A 19,470-nucleotide genomic window follows, 5' to 3' on the forward strand; every position below is an offset into this window, starting at 1 on the left:
ATTAAATAATAGTTTCGTGAATAAAAACGCGCGGATCGGTAACCTTACCGGTTATGGCAGAGGCGGCTACCGTGTAGGGAGAGGCTAAATAGACTTTCGATTCTTTAGATCCCATACGTCCCGGGTAATTTCGGTTTGTAGTAGAAATACATACCTCCTGATTGTTGAGCCGCCCGAAAGTGTCGGAGGGACCGCCAAGACATGCCGCACAAGAAGCCTGCCCAATTTTACAACCGGCTTCTCTGAAGATATCGATCAGCGGTTTCCCGTTTAGGGTTTCGGTTTCAAGTCCATCGGCTATTTCAGTCGTAGCGGGCACGATATAGGTGTCAATTTTAAGATTATTGCCAGCAATAATTTCTGCCGCCGCTTTAAAATCTGACAGCTTACCCCCTGTGCAGGAACCGATGTATGCCCGGTCCAGAGTTGTACCTTCGAGATCGATAACCCTGGCCTTGTTATCGGGACTGTGTGGCTTGGCAATCATTGGAACCATCTCCTCCAAATTGTATTGATATTTGGAGTGATAGTTGGCATCGGGATCGCTATACACTGGTTCAAAAGGTTTGTCAGTGCGCTGTTTAACGTATGCTTCTGTAGTAGCATCGGGTTCCACAACGCCATTTTTACCGCCTGCCTCAATTACCATGTTAGTGAGGGTCATACGGTCTTCCATTGTCATACAGCTGATTCCCGGTCCCCCGAATTCCATCGTGCGGTAGGTGGCTCCATCAACACCTATATCGCCAATAATTTGCAGGATGATATCTTTGGCCATCAAATAAGGGGGCATTGACGTGCCATGAAAATCAAACCGCATGGTCTCAGGTACCTTTACCCAAAGCTGACCGGTGCCCATAATAAAGGCTGCATCGGTATTGCCAATGCCCGTTGCAAATTGCCCGAACGCCCCTGCGGTGCAGGTATGAGAATCGGTGCCAAACAGTACTTCGCCGGGACGCGTAAATCCCTCTTCGGGAAGTGCGATATGACACACGCCTTTGTAATCTTCGGATCCCACATCGTAAAAATAGGGCAGATCCTGATCGGCGGCAAAGGCCCTCAAAATATCAACATTGCGATTGGCGTATTTATCTTCAGTAAAAATATAGTGGTCTGGAATGATGACGAGCTTTTCCTTATCCCAAACCCGGGCATCTTCCCCAAATTGATCTCTGAAGATAGAAATGGAAGGAGGACCGCAGACGTCGTGTGTCATCAGTACATCCACATTCACCCATACGCTTTCGCCGGGTTCCACAGATGCGGCATCGCTGTGATTTGCTAAAATTTTTTCTGTAAGAGTCATTCCCATAATTCAAATAGTTTAATCTTAAGTTTGTTAATAATTTTCATTCAGTTTTATGATTATCCGGTCATAGCACTGTCGGCTGGTATATTTTGTGAAGGCAATGCTTGGCTGATAAGATTTAGCAGGTCGTTTTCACTGATTTTCTTTTTCTGGTCAGCAAGATCAGTAAATTTTATGTATACTTGATTTAATTCATCTTTGGCAAGGGAATATCCCATCTTTTGCAGTTTCTCATCCAGTGCAAAACGTCCCGAATGTTTTCCAAGCACAATTTTGTTGCTTTCAAGTCCTACTGATTTGGGGGTCATTATCTCGTAGGTCATGGGATTGTTAAGTACCCCGTGCTGGTGAATGCCCGCCTCGTGAGCAAAGGCGTTGTCACCCACAATAGCCTTGTTTGGCTGCACTTTATGACCTGTAATTTCTGATAATAATCTGCTGGAGGGGACAAGCTGCTCGGTAGCAATACTCGTACTCATTTCTTTTTGGCGGGTAGCAATAGCCATCACAATTTCTTCGAGTGAGGCGTTGCCGGCACGTTCTCCAATGCCGTTGATAGTGCATTCAATTTGCTGTGCACCATTTTTTAAAGCCATAAGCGAATTGGCAACGCCCACACCAAGATCATTATGACAGTGGACGCTAAGTGTGGCTTGATCAATATTGGGGACTTTCTCTCGAATGTTTTTGATTAACTGACCAAATTCCCACGGCATGGCATAGCCCACCGTATCAGGTACATTGATGACATCAGCCCCAGCGTTGATAACCGCTTCAAATATTTCGTACAAAAATTCGGGATCACTTCGGGAGGCATCCTCAGCCGAAAACTCAACTTCATCACAGTATTGTTTAGACTGCTCAACAGCTTGCACGGCCGATTCCAGCACCTCTTCACGATCCTTTTTTAGCTTGTATTTCATGTGAATGTCGGAAGTAGCAATAAAGGTGTGGATGCGCGGTTTAGTAGCCGATTTCAGGGAGGCCGCCGCCCGTTCGATGTCTTTTTTAGTAGTACGGCAAAGTGCCGCAACTGTGCTTTGGGTAATCTTCTTGCTTATTTCACGGACGGTATTAAAGTCGCCTTCTGAGGCAATAGGGAAGCCGGCCTCGATAACGTCAACTTGCATGCGTTCAAGCTGAAGGGCAAGCTTCAATTTCTCCTCTTGATTCATGCTGAATCCGGGAGATTGTTCGCCGTCACGAAGGGTTGTATCGAAAATTTTAATGGGTGTACTCATAATAGTGATCAGGTGGATTTTTAATCAATGTTTGCACAATAATTTTTTGGTGATCTTGGAGTAGGTATGATAGATTTATGGCAGTCAGCAGACTGCGTAGCAGAGGTCTTAGTAATAGATTTAGCAAAGTCATGTTATATAGCTTTTTGATTATGTGTTTGATATTGTTGTGCTAAATAGTAGTTAAAACTGTCTGAAAGGGCTTCCCAGCTGGCATCAATAATATTTCTGGAGACACCAATAGTGGTCCATGAATCTCCGGGATGAGCCGAGTCGATAAGTACCCGCACCTGCGCGTCGGTTCCATCTTTTTTATTGAGAACCCGAACTTTGTAATCCTGTAGGTGCATGTCCGAAATTTCGGGATAGAAACGATGCACCGCTTTGCGAAGTGCTTTGTCGAGGGCATGCACGGGTCCACTTCCTTCTGCAGCACAGTGTTCCATTTGCCCATTTACGGAAAGCCGAATAGTAGCCTCGGTCCGTGAAGTGCCGGTGATGTTCTTTTCTACAATAATCCGAAAGCCCTCGAGCGAGAAAAATTCCTCATATTGATCCTTCATCTTTTTAACGAGCAGTTCAAATGAAGCCTCAGCGGCCTCAAACTGATAGCCATTATTTTCCATCTCCTTAAGCTTATTTACAACGGCCGAAAGTTCCTCGCTGTCGTTATTGATGTCGATGTCCAGCTGCTCAGATTTAAAACGGATATTACTTTTGCCCGACAAATCAGAAACAAGAACACGTCGCCTGTTGCCCACTTTTTCGGGGACGACATGTTCGTAGGTTTCTTCATTTTTCATCACTGCGCTCACGTGGATGCCGCCTTTGTGAGCAAAAGCGCTTTTACCCACGTAGGGCTGTCGGTCGTTGGGATTTAGATTCGCAACTTCGCTCACAAAATGAGAGAGTCCTGAAATATGACCCATATTATCTTCGGGCACACAGTGATAGTTTTGCTTAAGCTGCAGGTTGGGAATAATCGAACAGAGGTTGGCATTGCCGCATCGCTCCCCATAACCGTTGATGGTGCCCTGAACGTGGGTACATCCGGCACTCACAGCTGCTATAGAATTGGCAACACCGAGCTCGCAGTCGTTGTGAGCGTGAATCCCAATTTCTGTATCTATATGTTTTTGAACCTCTGTAATAATTTGGCTGATTTCCGTCGGAAGCGTACCGCCGTTGGTATCGCAGAGCACAAGCGTATCAGCACCAGCCGTTTCGGCGGCCTTTATGGTATCCAAGGCGTAATTGGGATGGACTTTATAGCCATCGAAAAAGTGTTCGGCATCGTAAATTACTTCTTTGTGATGCTCTTTGAGATAGTGCACCGAGTCATAGATGATTCGGATGTTTTCGTCCGCCGTAGTTTGCAGTGCTTCTTTTACATGAAGCAACCAGCTTTTGCCAAAGATCGAAACGGTTGGCGTTTGTGCTTCAATAAGTTTCTGGATATTGGGATCCTTGGCGGGATCAGATTCGGTCCGGCAGGTACTGCCAAATGCCACAATGCGAGCGTGATCAAAAGTGTGTTTGCGGGCCAAGGCAAAGAACTCCATATCCTTGGGATTGGAGCCCGGCCAGCCGCCTTCGATGTAGTCGATGCCAAAGTTGTCGATCTGCTTGGCGATGCGCAGCTTGTCGTAAGCTGAAAATGCTACCTTTTCGCCCTGCGTACCGTCCCGGAGCGTAGTATCAAATGTGTGGATTTTCTGATCCATTATTCTGCGGCCTCGTCAACTTCACTTTCCTCTTCCAATATTCCTTCCATCATAGAGCGGAGCTGTTTCCCCACCTTTTCAATCTGATGGTCGCCTAACTGTGATCGCAATTCCTTGAGTTTAGGAATTCCATCTTCATTCTCCTTGATCCAATCGTTAGCAAAAGCCCCGTTTTGTACCCGCTTAAGCACCTCTTTCATCCGCTCCTTGTTGACTTCATCAACGACCTCTGCACCACGGGTAAGTCCGCCGTATTCCGCGGTATCACTTACGGAGTAATACATGCGTTCAATGCCGCCTTCGTACATTAGGTCCACAATAAGCTTGAGCTCGTGCAGACATTCGAAGTAGGCAATTTCGGGTTGATATCCGGCTTCGGTAAGTACTTCAAAGCCTTGTTTTACGAGTTCGGAAACCCCTCCGCAAAGTATGGCCTGTTCGCCAAAAAGATCAGTTTCAGTCTCTTCTTTAAAAGTGGTTTCCAAGACGCCGGCCCGAGTGCCTCCGATAGCTTTGGCATAGGCCAGGGCGGTACCTTTGGCGGTTCCTGTATAGTCTTGATCCACGGCAATAAGGCAGGGAGTCCCCGATCCTTTTTTGTAAACTCTGCGCACCAGGTGTCCCGGACTTTTTGGGGCAATCATAAATACATCCACATTGGTGTCAGGCTGTATCTGATCAAAGTGGATGTTAAAGCCGTGGGCAAATGCAAGGGCATTACCATCCGAAAGATTCGGTTTTATTTCTTGCTCATACACGTCTGCCTGATATTGATCGGGGATGAGCACCATTACAATATCACCTTTCTGTGCCGCTTCGGCAGTAGAGTAAACTTTGAGTCCTTCATTTTTGGCTTTGGCACGCGATGAGCTATCCTCGCGAAGACCAACGACTACATTTACGCCACTGTCTTTGAGGTTTAGTGCATGGGCATGACCCTGACTTCCATATCCAAGGATGGCTACCGTTTTGTCGTGTAAAAATTTAAGATCTGCATCTGCGTTATAGTATGTTTTTGCTTCCATAATAAAATGTTGATTAACTATTTGTTGTTAAACTGATCCTTCGAATTCTCTTTTAAGTGCTACCGTACCTGTCCGTGCTAATTCAATAATGCCGAATGGACGTACCATACCGATAAAAGCATTGACCTTGTCGCGATTACCGGTAATTTCTATTGCCAGGTTATCCGGACTGATATCAATAATTTTGGCGCGAAAAATATCGGTAATCTGCATAATTTCGGATCGTGCCGATCGCTGTGCCTTAACTTTTACTAACGCCATTTCACGTTCTACAAAGCTTTGATGAGTGAGGTCGGAAACCGTTACCACATCGATAATTTTATGCAGCTGTTTGGTGATCTGCTCGATAATCTGTTCATCACCATGAGTTGTTATGGTGATTCGTGCCAACCCCGTTTCTTTTCCCGATCCGAAACTGATACTGTCAATTTCAAATCCCTTGCTGCTGAAAATTCCGATAATGCGAGAAAGGGCATTGAGGTTATATTTTACGACCACCGAAAGGGTGTGTTTTGTTTGGTTTGTTGCTGTACCGTTCTGTGTTGAACTCATTCCTTATCCCCCAAAACCATTTCATTTAATGCTGCTCCCGAGGGTACCATGGGATAGCAATTTTCGTATTCGTCAACCCGGAAATCCATCACAACCGGGCGGTCGTCAATTGTCATGGCTTCTGCGAGCACCTGTTCCATCTCGTTTTTACTGGAAGCTCTAAATCCAGCTGCACCGTAGCTTTCAGCAAGCTTTACGAAATCGGGATTTCCTTTTTTGAGGATAGAGTGACTGTATCGCTCATCATAGAATAGTTCTTGCCACTGTCGTACCATGCCGAGGCATTCGTTATTCATGATGGCAATCTTGAGTGGTACCTCGTATTCCACAGCTGTTGCCAGCTCATAGGCCGTCATTTGAAATCCGCCGTCACCAGTGATGCATACCACCGGACGATCGGGACAGCCAAAATGAGCTCCCAGGGCAGCAGGAAAGCCATAGCCCATAGTGCCTAATCCACCCGATGAAAGAAAGGAGCGGGGATAATCGTAGGTATAATGCTGCGCCGCCCACATTTGATGTTGTCCCACATCGGTTACCACAATGGCCTTTCCGTTGGTGATATCAGAGATCGATTCCATCATCTGTTGCGGTTTAATCTTGTGGTCTTCTTCGGGTACTTCCAGCGGATGCTCCTCTTTCCACTTGTTGATGGTGTCCCACCAATCATTGGTATCTGGTTGTTCAGTATGTTTGTCAATTTCTGGTAAAACGTGTTTTACATCACCGACAATAGGCACGTCCACTTCTACATTTTTCCCGATGTTTGTAGGATCAATATCAATGTGGATTTTCTTTGAATGAGGTGAAAATCCCTCCAGGTCGCCGGTAACGCGATCATCAAACCGGGCCCCAACAGCGACCAGAACATCGCATTCAGTCGTGGCCATATTGGCGTAATAGGTGCCGTGCATTCCCAGCATTCCAAGCGATTGCGGTTTGCTTTCGGGAAAGCCACCTAATCCCATAAGGGTAGTAGTAACAGGGATATTATGATTTTCGGCCAGGGCAGTAAGCTCTTCCCATGCTTCTCCGAGGATGACTCCACCACCGGCATAAATGAGGGGTTTTTCGGCTTCACTGAGCAATTCAGCAGCTTTTTGAATCTGCGTAAAATGACCTTTTTTAGTAGGATTATAACTTGGGATAGATACTTTATGCAGTCCACTAAATCTTCCTTTGGCCTGAAGCATATCTTTTGGAAGATCTACTAATACCGGTCCCGGGCGTCCGCTCGTGGCTACATGAAAGGCTTCACGAACGGTCTGTTCCAGCTCATCTACATCCTTAACTAAGTAATTATTCTTGGTGATAGGGCGTGTTATGCCAACAATATCAGCTTCCTGGAAAGCATCATTACCGATCATTTCTTTTGGTACCTGTCCGGTAAAAACAACAAGCGGTATCGAGTCCATTGCTGCTGTTGCAATGCCCGTTACGGTATTTGTACCGCCCGGACCTGATGTTGCCATTACTACGCCTGGTTTTCCAGTGGCACGGGCATATCCATCTGCGGCATGTGATCCGGCCTGTTCGTGTCTTATTAAAACATGGTTGATATCATTATTATCAAACAGTTCGTCATAAAGGGGCAAGACGGCACCGCCTGGATAGCCGAATATAGTATCAACATCGAGGTTTTCCAGTGTTTTGATGAGAATACCTGCTCCGTTTAAAACGGGGGATTCCTTTTCTTGGACCGATTTCTCTTTGTTTTTGTTGGATGTATGTGCTTTTGCAGATTCCATGTGACCTCGCAGATATACTTTTCCTGCCAGAGGTCAGAAGAAAGATGAAATGTGATCAGGAATTCAGTTTCTAACCTCTGGCTGTTATGGTTAGCTAATAATTAGGATTAGGTTAATAATGCCAGAAATTAGAATAGATAGAATAATTAGTAGGTTTAGTAGACCTATTACAGTCTCTATACTAATTATTTCTACTACAGAAGAGATAGAAACAGCTAAAGAAATGAAGGGAGAGAGCAAAGAAAGTACAAGCAACATAGTAATACCATCAGCATCAAACAGATCGGAAAGTGCCCCCGATTGTTTGCCTAATGAGTTGATATGTATTGCTTGTGAATTCAATTTTAGCTATTTCTTTCAATTAAGAATCATCATTATAGCTAACGGATATTCCCTTGTCAAATTTAATTTTGATTGCAGGTGATTTATATTATTCTCTTGAATAATCTTTGGATTATTGTAGCTTTTTGTCTTTTTGTATAAGGAATATTTTAGCCGTTTAGCAGTATCTGATCATAAAATGCAAATTGCATAAAAACGCCGTATATGTCTAATAAGATCAATAAATACAGTTCAAGACTTACAGAAAAAGAATCACAGGTTGGCTCTCAGGCAATGCTATATGGCGCCGGTCTTACTGATGAAGATATGGAGAAGGCACAGGTCGGTATTGCCAGTACTGGGTGGGAGGGAAACCCCTGTAATATGCATTTAAATGATTTAGCTGTGCACGTTCGCGATAGTATTTGGGATGCGGGGCTTGTTGGCTTTGTGTTTCACAGTATTGGTGTGAGCGACGGTATTTCTATGGGGACTCAGGGGATGAAGTATTCGTTGCAGTCACGCGAAATTATTGCGGATTCTATCGAGACGGTGATGCGAGCCCAGTGGTACGATGGTAATATTTCGATTGTAGGATGTGATAAAAATATGCCGGGATCAATTATGGCTATGGCCCGATTTAATCGTCCGTCTATTATGGTGTATGGAGGTACCATTCGACCGGGAAAATTGAATGGTAAAGATCTTGATGTGGTATCGGCTTTTGAATCTTATGGGCAGTATTTATCAGATGAGATCAGTAAGGATGAAATGAATGAGGTGCTTCGTCATGCCTGTCCCGGGGCCGGGGCATGTGGTGGAATGTATACTGCTAATACAATGGCATCAGCCATTGAAACAATGGGAATGAGTTTGCCCTTTAGTTCTTCGATTCCTGCCACACATCAGCAAAAAATAGAAGAGTGTCAGCGAGCGGGAGATGCCATTCTTCATTTGCTTGAGGAGGATATCAAACCGAGAGATATTATTACCCGCAGAGCCCTGGAAAATGCAGTCACTATTACGGTGGCATTGGGCGGATCAACAAATGCGGTGATGCATTTGCTGGCAATTGCTCGTTCTGCTGAGGTGTCCTTTACGATTGATGACTTTCAGGACATCAGCAACCGAACCCCCTATTTAGCTGATTTAAAACCCAGCGGTAAATACGTGATGGAGGACCTTTACAATGTAGGAGGCGTTCCGGCTGTACAAAAGCTGTTACTTAAGGAGGGCTATCTGTATGGAGATTGTCTGACGGTTACTGGAGATACGCTGGAAGAAAATGTGGCTGATGTGCCCGGTCTTTTTGAAGAACAGAATATTATTACACCTATTGATAATCCCATTAAAGAAACCGGACACCTGCAAATCTTATACGGCAACTTAGCTTCGGAGGGAGCTGTAGCCAAAATAACGGGGAAAGAGGGTACAAGATTTACTGGTACGGCACGCGTGTATAATTCCGAGGAGGAAAGTCTAAAAGGTATTGAAGGGGGAGAAGTCCAAAAAGGGGATGTGGTTGTAATTCGTTACGAAGGTCCCAAGGGGGGACCGGGAATGCGCGAAATGCTTTCGATTACGGCGGCAATTATGGGGGCTGGATTAGGTAAGGATGTAGCCTTGATTACTGATGGGCGTTTTTCGGGGGGGTCGCATGGTTTTGTAATTGGTCACGTTACGCCGGAAGCCCAGGTGGGAGGTACTATTGGGCTAATTGAAGATGGGGATACCATTACGATTGATGCGGATAGCCGAGAAATTGATGTTCACCTTTCAGAAGAAGAGTTGGAAGAACGTCGCAAGAATTGGGAAGCTCCGCCTTTGGATATGAAAAGCGGATCGCTTTACAAATATGCCCAATTAGTTTCTTCGGCTTCTGAGGGCTGTGTGACAGACGGATGAAATTAATTCCGAAGCATTTATAGCGTTTATAAAAAATAGATGACAATCCTCCTGCTTTTGTAGCATCTCCCCATCTGTGGGAGGCCTTTTTTAGTGGCATTCCACAGGATTTGTTCTCTTTATCCCACCTAAATACTTGGGCAGGCAAGCAGAAATCCTTTTAGTAAGTTAGAGGCATGTATCTAAAGTACCTCTAAGAAAAGAGGACTTTCGCCTGGACGACGAAGTGATGGGAGATTGATAGAAATAATCACATCATCCCAAGGCCTGATCAATATCTTGTTTGATATCTTCAATAGCTTCAAGACCCACCGCAATGCGAATCATACCGGGGGTAATATTTACAGCTGCTCGTTCTTCATCAGTGAGCTTGGAATGGGTTGTTGAAGCCGGATGCGTGGCAATAGTTCGGGTATCCCCTAAATTTGCCGAAAGTGATAGCGTTTCCAGCTTGTCCAGGAATTTTGTAGCCGCCTGGTAACCACCACTGATATTAAAAGCCACAACGCCGCCTCCTTTTTTCATCTGTTTTTTAGCAAGATCATACTGCGGATGGCTTTTGAGATGCGGGTATTTTACCCATTCTACATTCTGTTGCTCTTCAAGAAAAGTGGCCAACTCTAATGCGTTATCACAGTGGCGATCCATACGTGCAGGCAGCGTTTCCAGGCTCTTGGAAAACATCCAGGCGTTGAACGGAGAGAGGGCCGGTCCCGAGTGGCGCGTAAAAAAGCTAATCTCTTCGATGTATTTTTCTTTGCCGACAATTACTCCACCAATACCGCGCCCCTGTCCATCGATAAATTTTGTAGCCGAATGTAGAACAATATCTGCACCATATTTCATTGGTTGTTGCAAGTAGGGCGTGGCAAAGCAGTTGTCGACAATGAGAATTAGATTGTGAGCTTCAGCCAGTTCGCCCGCCCACTCGAGATCAATAAGATCGAGTCCGGGATTGGAGGGTGTTTCCAAGAAAAGAACTTTGGTTTGCTCTTTGATGAGCGATTCCCAGTTTTCTGGATTGTCGATATCCCCATAACTAAAGTTGATGCCCCATTTGGGTAAAATTCCATTCAGTATTTGGTGGGATGAGCCAAAAAGAGACCTGCAAGCAAGTACGTGGTCACCCTGTTCCAAAAGTCCGGCTAAACTCGAAAAAATTGCTGACATCCCCGAAGCCGTAGCAATACCTGCTTCTGCACCTTCGAGCCAACACATCTTCTCTTCAAACTCGTTGGTATTGGGGTTTGAATAACGACTGTATACGTTTCCCTCAACTTCTTTGGCAAAAAGAGCACGTGCATGTTCAGCAGAATCAAACACGAAGCTCGAGGTCATAAAAAGTGGAGTCGAGTGTTCGTGTTGTTCGCTGCGTTCAGTTTGTGTACGTATGGCTTTTGTTTCGGGCTTCTTTTTAGTCACAATATTAATTGCTTATGATTTCAAAGCTGTGAGTGATGTCAGAGGTTTTTTCTAACGTCTTGGTCACTGAGCAATATTTATCGAGCGAAAGGTTAATAGCACGCTCTACTTTGCTTTCGTCCAGATCACCTGTGAAAATATAGTTGATATGGATAGTAGTAAATTCAGAATAGGTGTCTTTATTTTGTCGATCTCCGTCTACGACTACCTTAAGATCTTGTAAATCCTGTTTCTGTTTTTCAAGAATACCAATGATATCAATGGCACTACAGCCACCTACACCGGCCAGTAAAAGCTGCATGGGACTAAAGCCGCCCTCAAGTCCCCCAATTTCTGTGGTACCATCCATTCTAATGGCTCCTCCTTCCTCGTTTTGAGCTTCCATATGGAGGTCTTTTAGATGATCAATCGTAATTTTCATAACAATGTTTTTTACTAAAATTTTGCAGATTAAGGTACAAAAAGGCCGCTGTTTAGGAAAGCTGATTCTTGTTTTCTTTCTTAGTTCTGTTACTTTGATAAGAAGTATTTTACTTGCTATCCAGAAGAGTATGGATGTAATGCGTTTGATTCTTGACGTATTTGTTTTTGTGGCCGCTGGGTGGTAAAAAGTAAGAACCTAAAAAGTGGTTGAAAGGATTTATCACATAGTCAAAATAAAAAGGGATAAAAGATGAAAAAGGGAATAGCATTATCTGGATTAATGGTTTTACTCATCCTATTGGGATGTGAGGAAAATATTAAGGACGAAACAATGACTTCGATACCCGAACCGGAATATTCACTTTCTGCTGATCAAACCCATAGTTATTGGAGTAGCACCGTTGAACCTTTGATTAGGGTGGAATCGGGCAGTGTGATTGAGGTCAGTACCGAAGAGGCTTCTGATCAGCAGTTAACTCCAGAATCTACAGTGGAGGATATTGAGAACCTGAGCTTTGATCCCATTCACCCGTTAACGGGACCAGTTTATGTGGAGAATGCTGAGCCGGGGGATATACTCAAAGTGAAACTCCATAAAATTGAGTTGGGAAGTTGGGGATGGACGGGCATAATTCCGGGTTTTGGGTTCTTAGCTGATGAATTTAATGAGCCCTGGATTAAAACCTTCGAGTTTGATGAAAATTCTCAAACTGCTGCATTTTCTGATGATATCAACATTCCTTTAAAACCGTTTCCGGGAGTCATGGGAGTTGCTCCGGCAACTGATTCTTCGTTATCCACTGTCCCACCGAGAGCGAACGGGGGCAATATGGATGATCCCAATATGACAGAAGGGACGACCGTATATTTTCCTGTTTTTGTAGAAGGAGCCTTATTTTCAATAGGCGATACCCATGCGGCACAAGGCCATGGTGAAGTTTGCGGAACAGCTATTGAGGCACCGATGCGGATTGTATATGAAATTGAGGTAATAAAAGGTGAGCGTAAAATTCAGGAGCCGCAGTACGAAACCGATGACTATTATGCCGTTACTGGTTATGGTGAAACCATTGACGAAGCGGCTAAGAAAGCTACCCGTTATATGATTGATTATTTGGAGCAGGAACACGATATGGATCGCAATGATGCATATGCTTTAACTTCTTTGGCGGGAGATCTGAAAATTGCCGAGGTCGTTGATGTGCCACACATGCTGGTGTCTATGCATATGTCAAAAGAAGTGTTGGGCGTTAAATAATATTTTAATTTATCGGATGGCTGGGCTTGCCATCCGATGGATATTACAGGCATTAAATTACGTTTCTAAGCAGAGTGTAGAGATAACAGTCTGAGTAGATGCTTCAAACTATTCATTACTATTTGCTGTGACGCTCTTCAAGATTATCAATAATGGATTGAAGCGGAACGCCCTTAGCAACTAATAATACCAGCAAGTGATAGATAAGATCAGAGACCTCATCTACTAAGTTGTGATTTTCATTTTTGGCTTCAATAACTGTTTCTACGGCTTCTTCACCCACTTTCTGGGCAATTGTATCAATTCCATTCTTAAAAAGGGAGGTCGTATAGGAGCCTTCCGGCATCTGTTTTTTTCGGCTGATGATTACTTCTTCAAGATTGCCTAAAAAGTTGAGTTGGGAATCAGGTTTGAAATCTTTTCTGTAGAAACAAGATTGTTCACCAGTATGGCACGTTGGTCCTTTGGGATTCGCTAAGATAAGCAGTGTGTCGTCATCGCAATCTTGCTGGATATCAACCAACTCAAGATGGTTGCCGGATGTTTCGCCCTTGGTCCAAAGTCGCTGTTTAGTGCGACTAAAAAAGGTAACTCGTTCTTCATCAAGCGTCTTTTGCAGGGCTTCTTTGTTCATGTAACCGAGCATAAGAACTTGGAAGCTTTGGGCATCTTGAATAATAGCTGGCATTAACCCATTAACTTTTTCGAAATCGAGAGAATCAATGTTAATCATGTTTTAAACTTATTGCGTATTGCGTAGTATATTTTGCTTTTGATTCGTAGGATGATACGACATACACAATATTACTTATTAAAATTTATTTTGTTATACGAACAGATATTTGAGCCTTCTTAAGGTCTTCTTTGAGATCAGAAATCTTAATTTCCTGAAAGTGAAAAATGCTTGCTGCCAGTACTGCGTCAGCGTTCCCTTTTTTGATAGCGTCAATACAGTGTTGTTTGGTACCGGCACCGCCGCTGGCAATAACGGGAATGGTAGTAAATTCGTTGACTCTTTGTAGCAGTTCAAGGTCAAATCCTTCTTTCGTACCATCTTGGTCCATACTTGTAAGTAAAACTTCACCTGCCCCACGTTCTTCAACTTCTTTGATCCATTTGAGAGCATCCTTCCCAGTATTTTTTGATCCGCCTGAAATAAAGACTGTCCATTGGTCGCCGGTACGTTTCGCATCCACTGCAGCAACAATACATTGCGAGCCAAACTGTTGGGCTGCTTTATTAATAAGCTCAGGGTTACGGACAATAGCACTGTTCATTGAAACTTTATCAGCCCCGGCATGTAATATTTCTGCAATCTGTTTGGTGTTGCTTATACCACCGCCAACGGTAAAAGGGATATCAATTTCTTGTGCAATTTTTGTTACGAGCTCAACCAGTGTCTTTCGTTTTTCTTTGGTAGCAGTAATATCCAAAAATACAAGTTCATCGGCACCTTCGTCAGAATATCGGCGTGCCAGTTCTACTGGGTCACCTGCATCGCGCAATCCTTCAAAGTTAACACCTTTTACTGTTCTACCATCTTTAATATCGAGGCAGGGAATAATACGTTTTGCAAGCATGGGATGGTGTGGTGAAAATCAATAATTTGTTAGATCCCAAATATAGAAAATCTTATGGTAACAGGTTAGATTACAACTGATCGAAAATTCTACCACTCAGCAAGGCCTAATATTTAACTTAGATTGAATATAAATTTTGTTCTTGAGGATCATGTAAAGGAAAATATTTGTATAGTTTAACGAAGGTTAACTTAAAAGACCGAGAATTATGGCTAAACCAACAGAATGTCCTCAATGTGGAGCAACGGCAGTTGATCCGTGTCAAAAAGAACCTAAAATTGATTGTGAACGCGAAGATTAACTTTTGCTTACAGATTTGATAAAAGCCGCGGTTTAAACCGTGGCTTTTTTTATTTGAAGTGCATAAAAGCGGAGAGGTTTCATTTATGTTTACCGATCAATATTTGTACCTTCTTCCCTCAAAAATAGAATTATAGTAATTAGGTAGATTTCAATGAATCCCGATAGTACGAAGCAAAAGTTATTTGAGAAAACAAGGCAGACTATTCAAGAGAAAAATTTTGCTATCGTTGATGAAGATATGGAGCGACCTTGGGGAGGCTTTTTTGTTATTGATGAGAGTCAGGCGGCTGATTTTGCAAAGACGTATTTTGGAGATATCGATATTGAGGATCTGAAAATATCGGGGAAGCTGAGTCCCAAAATATTGATTGTTCAGCCTGATAAGCGTTTATCGTGGCAGTACCATCATCGCCGCGCTGAAATATGGAAGGTGCTTGAAGGGCCCGTTGGCGTGATCACCAGTGATACGGATGAGCAAGGGCCTGTGCATATATTGGATGAGGGAGAGTTTATTACCTTGGAGCAGGGCGAACGTCACCGTCTGGTGGGACTTGACGGCTGGGCAACCCTTGCTGAAATCTGGCAGCATACCGATCCCGAAAATCCATCTGATGAAGATGATATTGTGCGTGTACAAGATGATTTTGGACGGTAACAGGAGTTATTCCGAATGATATCTTTGCATCTCGTCAAGAGAAAGTTTGCCTTCGTAATACGCACGTCCAATCACGACGCCATATTGATTTTGCTCAGCCAATAATTTTAAATCGTTGGCATTGGCAACACCGCCCGAGGCAATGAAGTGTAGAACGGGGAATTGAGTCGATAGCTTACGATACAGTTCTATATTAGGCCCCTCGAGGGTACCATCTTTGGAGATGTCAGTACTTAACACCGTTGAAAGTCCACGGTCGATCATCGGTTGTAGGAAATCTTTAAGGGATTGGTCAAGCGTTTCAAGCCAGCCTCCATAGGCTACTTTTCCGTCTTTGAGATCCATTCCCAAAATAGCACGTTGACCATAGTTATCGAGCACCCTTAGCCATTCAGCGGGACTTTTTACTGCCATGGAACTACAAATAATATTAGATATGCCTTTATCGAGTAGCATTTGAGCATCCTCATAACTGCGAATACCACCCCCAGTTTGGACCGAGATATCGAGCGTATCAATTATTTCCTTCACATGTTCAAGATTTACAAACTTACCTTCTTTGGCGCCGTTCAGATCAACAATGTGAATATGATCGAATCCGGCTTCTTTGAACTTTCGGGCTTCTTCAACGGGATTATCATTATAGATCGTAGCTTCATCGTAATCGCCTTTGTGCAGACGTACGACCTTACCATCAAGAAGGTCTATTGCAGGAATAACTTTCATTTTTTCAAGGAAAACTTTGTTAACAATTCGAGCGTGAAAGTAAACAAACAGTTGGACAGATAACAGTGGGGCAGTGGACAGTTACATAAGATTTAATGTAGAAACTGAAAGTCACCAACCTGAGATAACCGTCAGTAGGACCATTTTAAGCGAAAGAAGAACAGGTTGGACGTTTCAATCGCATTCCTGAAAACAGTTCCCTTTAAAAGCTGAGATAAGACAAGAAAATCGAGATCTTCAGTTACAGAAACAGATATCTGTGGGATAGCAATAAAAATGGAACGGTCGAAACTGCTCATAAAATTGAGGGTGCCACTGACAAGAGGGTGGAGCTGGTAAGAGCCGCCAAGTAGAAATCCCGATTTGGCAATAAATAGGTTATCGGCGCGTGGGGGTTGCGTCAAAGTGTTGAGGGGATTTCTCCTTGGGTTATATCCGCCGTTATAAAGCAATTCGCTTTGAAGGTATACACCATTTGAGAGCATATAATCAATACCAGCAGTGGCAGTAAAGTGTCCCGTTTGATCAAAAAAATCGTCTGCTGGGTGAAAGTACGATACCTCGCCTTTGAATCCCGCATCGCCAAGATATCCTGCCCATCCACCGCCAAGTGTTAGTTTATCTAAGTAATGTCCCGCTGTTATTTGGATGTCGTAGCTTCGCCAACTTGACCGAAGCATTCCGGCTGCCACCGATTGGTCCCAACTATTCCCAATGCGGAAACCAGTCTCGATACTTGATGCATAACTCCAATTATATTGAGCGGATAGTGCATCTACACCGGGACGTTCTTCGTAGTCAAAATCGAGAAAAGCGTAATTATTAAACAAGTCATTGGGATTCCAAACGTATGTTCGACTCCAGTTTAGGCGTTGGCGTCCGGCGTGGATTTCCCACGGACCGTTGATGTAGCTCAGGTGCAGGCGATCAATAGTAGAATGCATCAGGGAATGATCGGTGTCCAGCCAAACCCAAGAAAGGTCAACATAATTGGGATCTTGTTCATAGTATTTTTTTAGTCCGGGAGTATTATTAACGGTATACCCGTTGAGTAACCTCGTTCTAAGATCCGCCCGAAACTCAAAATTATTGCTGAGGGTCCAGTCACTTTCGATGCGGTGGTGCAGGATGTTATCGTATCGAAGCGTAGAAAAGTTATTACTCACAGCAATTTGTCCGAGTTCTTTTAGATAGCCGCTAAACGCTACGTCGAATTCGTTACTTTGCGCAAATGTACTCTGACAGTTGAATACAACTATAAATAAGAATGTTATAACCGTTGTGTTACTATGCTTGAGCATATCCTTATTTCCGAATCTCATCCTTATCAATTTTTCCATCTACCAACGTAACCACCCTTCGTGCTCGGTCAATAACCCGTTGATCATGAGTGGCAAAGACAAAGGTCGTCTCTTCTTTTTGATTGAGTTCCAGCATCAAATCAAGAAGGTCAGCTGTTGATACTGAATCGAGGTTGGCCGTGGGTTCATCCGCCAAAACAAAATCGGGTTTTGAGGCCAGGGCTCGCGCTACTGCTACCCGCTGTTGTTGCCCGCCAGAAAGTTCAGACGGACGTTTGTGAATTTTATCTTCCAGCCCGACTTCTTTCAATAGTGCAATACTTTTGCTTTCATATTCTTCGGCAGGTCGCCCTTGCATTTGCATAATGAATGAAACGTTTTCTATAGCTGTAAGCACTGGGATAAGGTTGTATGCCTGAAATACAAACCCAATATGATGCAGGCGAAAGTTGACAAGTTCTCGATCCGATAAGGTATTCAATTCCGTGTCCCTAATGATCGTCTTCCCTTCAGTAGGTGTATCTAATCCGCCAATGATGTTAAGCAGTGTGGTTTTGCCCGATCCCGATGGACCTACAATCGCCGTAAATTCTCCTTTTCCTATCGTTAAATCTACGCCACGCAGAGCATGAACCGGCACTTTATCAGGGTTGTATATTTTTGTGACGCCTTCGGTTTGAATTATGGACATGGGTGCATATTCCAAGTTACTTATAATTGGGTGTTTGATTTCTATTGGTAGTCATGCTTAACAGTTAATTCATTTTTCGAATGGCTTCTATGGGATTTAGTTGGATGGTTTTCCAGGCTGGATATAATGCAGAAAGCAGGGACGCTACGGCAACAAGTAGCGTAATATTGAGATAATAAATGGGTGGTAGACTCGGATAAATGACAGTGCTTAATCCATAGGCATTCATTCCTTCGGCAAAGGCACTGAGATTGATTCCCGTATCCCCATAAAAGGAAATGGTAAGCCAGCTGAGGAAGAGACCTATTGGGGCACCGACCATAGTAAGAAAAACTGTTTCGTAAACGACCATTGTAAATACACGTGTTTTGTTCATCCCCACTGCTCGTAACATGCCAAGCTCGCGTGTTCGCTCGAGAACAGCCATCAGCATGGTATTAATGATGCTAAATACCAAGGCAATGATGATGATAATCATAACAATATACATCATCAGGCCGGTCATTTCGTAGGTGTATTGCAATTCTGGCGCCGCTTCGCCCCACGTCGTAACTTGCAGGTTAGGATATTTCTGCCCGAGGTGATCAGCAAGTTTGTCGGCGTTATCAAAGGCTGGGATCGTGAGCTGAATACTGTGAATTTCGTTATCAAGTCCCATCAGCGAATTTAAATCCGGCCGGCTAACAAACACATTGCTCTCATCAAAGACCGAGCTAAAGCTGTCAAAAATACCTACCACCCGGAAGGCCCCACCTGTGATATCACCATTTGTATCCTGGAAATTAAGAACGAGTCTGGATTCTAATCCAATTCCCAATCGATCGGCTAACTTTTGACCAATTACAACGGGGTTTTGCTGCTGGTTAGAGAGCATGGAGCCCTCCTCAAGATAGTTTTCTATGCTATGGGTACTATCTGGATCAACGCCTCTAATGGTAACGCCAAAATTATTTCGAGGACTCTGCGCCAGTCCATTAGCCAAGCTTTGCGTGCGTATGGAGGTTATGGAGTCGTGCCGGGCTAAATCTCTCAAAAGAGTTTCTGCGTTGGGGATGGTATGTTCTGGACTGTAGAGGTCTTCAAATTGGGGATGAGTTATTTCAATGTGGGGAACAGTTAAATCAAATTGGTTATCAAGATATCCCTTGACCATGCCCGTAAAGAAAGCCGAAAGAAAAACACCAGCCCAAGTTCCGAGCAATACAGCTACAATTACGACCCCGCTGCGTGTGGGACTTCGCCATACATTCTTCCAGCCAAGCTTGATAATATTTCGGATCATA

General features: G+C 43.9%; 16 protein-coding genes and 1 pseudogene. 3 read left to right on the top strand and 14 right to left on the bottom strand.

Annotated elements, in window-relative coordinates:
• Position 1: 1 nt before the first annotated feature.
• The 6 genes and pseudogenes from AAFH98_RS07620 to ilvB all read right to left on the bottom strand — a co-directional run bounded on the left by AAFH98_RS07620 (position 2) and on the right by ilvB (position 7,602).
• Positions 2–1,315, bottom strand: a complete 1,314-nt coding sequence (locus tag AAFH98_RS07620; RefSeq protein ID WP_407935494.1) for a 3-isopropylmalate dehydratase large subunit — start codon at positions 1,313–1,315, stop codon at positions 2–4.
• Positions 1,316–1,416: 101 nt separating this feature from the next.
• Positions 1,417–2,553, bottom strand: a pseudogene (locus AAFH98_RS07625) (2-isopropylmalate synthase); the annotation flags it as partial.
• A gap of 134 nt (positions 2,554–2,687) precedes the next feature.
• A complete protein-coding gene (cimA, locus tag AAFH98_RS07630) occupies positions 2,688–4,277 on the bottom strand; it encodes a citramalate synthase (protein WP_342522104.1) in 1,590 nt (529 codons plus the stop codon).
• A complete protein-coding gene (gene ilvC, locus AAFH98_RS07635; RefSeq protein ID WP_342522105.1) occupies positions 4,277–5,302 on the bottom strand; it encodes a ketol-acid reductoisomerase in 1,026 nt (341 codons plus the stop codon). Before ilvC ends, cimA begins: the two co-directional genes overlap by 1 nt.
• 27 nt (positions 5,303–5,329) lie before the next feature.
• On the bottom strand, positions 5,330–5,854 hold the full coding sequence (gene ilvN, locus AAFH98_RS07640; RefSeq protein WP_342522106.1) for an acetolactate synthase small subunit: 525 nt from the start codon (positions 5,852–5,854) through the stop codon (positions 5,330–5,332).
• Positions 5,851–7,602 carry a biosynthetic-type acetolactate synthase large subunit gene (gene ilvB / locus AAFH98_RS07645; RefSeq protein WP_342522107.1) on the bottom strand — a complete coding sequence of 584 codons (1,752 nt, stop codon included), beginning with the start codon at positions 7,600–7,602 and terminating at the stop codon, positions 5,851–5,853. Before ilvB ends, ilvN begins: the two co-directional genes overlap by 4 nt.
• Positions 7,603–8,148: 546 nt before the next feature.
• On the opposite strand from ilvB, the gene ilvD reads away from it, so the two are divergent.
• Complete coding sequence (ilvD, locus tag AAFH98_RS07650) at positions 8,149–9,828, top strand: dihydroxy-acid dehydratase (protein ID WP_342522108.1); 1,680 nt, start codon at positions 8,149–8,151, stop codon at positions 9,826–9,828.
• A 255-nt stretch (positions 9,829–10,083) separates the two neighbouring features.
• Here ilvD and metZ read toward each other — a convergent pair whose 3' ends face one another.
• Together metZ and AAFH98_RS07660 are read right to left on the bottom strand one after the other, a co-directional pair.
• Positions 10,084–11,250: an O-succinylhomoserine sulfhydrylase gene (gene metZ, locus AAFH98_RS07655; RefSeq protein WP_342522109.1), complete on the bottom strand. Its 1,167-nt coding sequence runs from the start codon at positions 11,248–11,250 to the stop codon at positions 10,084–10,086.
• 4 nt (positions 11,251–11,254) lie between these two features.
• Positions 11,255–11,671, bottom strand: a complete 417-nt coding sequence (locus AAFH98_RS07660) for an OsmC family protein (protein WP_342522110.1) — start codon at positions 11,669–11,671, stop codon at positions 11,255–11,257.
• 252 nt (positions 11,672–11,923) lie between these two features.
• Here AAFH98_RS07660 and AAFH98_RS07665 point away from each other — a divergent pair, with 252 nt between their 5' ends.
• Positions 11,924–12,931, top strand: coding sequence for an acetamidase/formamidase family protein (locus AAFH98_RS07665; RefSeq protein WP_342522111.1), 1,008 nt, complete (start codon positions 11,924–11,926; stop codon positions 12,929–12,931).
• 118 nt (positions 12,932–13,049) lie between these two features.
• On the opposite strand, the gene hisIE is transcribed toward AAFH98_RS07665, so the two are convergent.
• Together hisIE and hisF are read right to left on the bottom strand one after the other, a co-directional pair.
• Entirely contained in the window at positions 13,050–13,664 is a 615-nt protein-coding gene (gene hisIE / locus AAFH98_RS07670; protein WP_342522112.1) for a bifunctional phosphoribosyl-AMP cyclohydrolase/phosphoribosyl-ATP diphosphatase HisIE, read from the bottom strand.
• Positions 13,665–13,749: 85 nt separating this feature from the next.
• Complete coding sequence (gene hisF, locus AAFH98_RS07675) at positions 13,750–14,511, bottom strand: imidazole glycerol phosphate synthase subunit HisF (RefSeq protein WP_342522113.1); 762 nt, start codon at positions 14,509–14,511, stop codon at positions 13,750–13,752.
• Positions 14,512–14,965: 454 nt separating this feature from the next.
• On the opposite strand from hisF, the gene AAFH98_RS07680 reads away from it, so the two are divergent.
• Positions 14,966–15,469, top strand: a complete 504-nt coding sequence (locus AAFH98_RS07680; protein WP_342522114.1) for a cupin domain-containing protein — start codon at positions 14,966–14,968, stop codon at positions 15,467–15,469.
• A gap of 6 nt (positions 15,470–15,475) precedes the next feature.
• Here the strand turns inward: AAFH98_RS07680 and hisA are convergent, their stop codons facing one another.
• From hisA to AAFH98_RS07700, 4 genes are all read right to left on the bottom strand, one after another.
• The gene (gene hisA / locus AAFH98_RS07685) at positions 15,476–16,195 is read right to left on the bottom strand and encodes a 1-(5-phosphoribosyl)-5-[(5-phosphoribosylamino)methylideneamino]imidazole-4-carboxamide isomerase (protein WP_342522115.1); all 720 of its coding nucleotides are present in this window, start codon (positions 16,193–16,195) and stop codon (positions 15,476–15,478) included.
• Between the two features lie 131 nt (positions 16,196–16,326).
• Positions 16,327–17,517 carry a hypothetical protein gene (locus AAFH98_RS07690; RefSeq protein ID WP_342522116.1) on the bottom strand — a complete coding sequence of 397 codons (1,191 nt, stop codon included), beginning with the start codon at positions 17,515–17,517 and terminating at the stop codon, positions 16,327–16,329.
• A complete protein-coding gene (locus tag AAFH98_RS07695; protein ID WP_342522117.1) occupies positions 17,501–18,187 on the bottom strand; it encodes an ABC transporter ATP-binding protein in 687 nt (228 codons plus the stop codon). The genes AAFH98_RS07690 and AAFH98_RS07695 overlap by 17 nt, the downstream gene beginning before the upstream one ends.
• Before the next feature lie 64 nt (positions 18,188–18,251).
• Entirely contained in the window at positions 18,252–19,469 is a 1,218-nt protein-coding gene (locus AAFH98_RS07700; RefSeq protein ID WP_342522118.1) for an ABC transporter permease, read from the bottom strand.
• Position 19,470: the final 1 nt, after the last annotated feature.

This window comes from Fodinibius sp. Rm-B-1B1-1 (genome assembly GCF_038594945.1).
GTDB lineage: Bacteria > Bacteroidota > Rhodothermia > Balneolales > Balneolaceae > Fodinibius > Fodinibius alkaliphilus.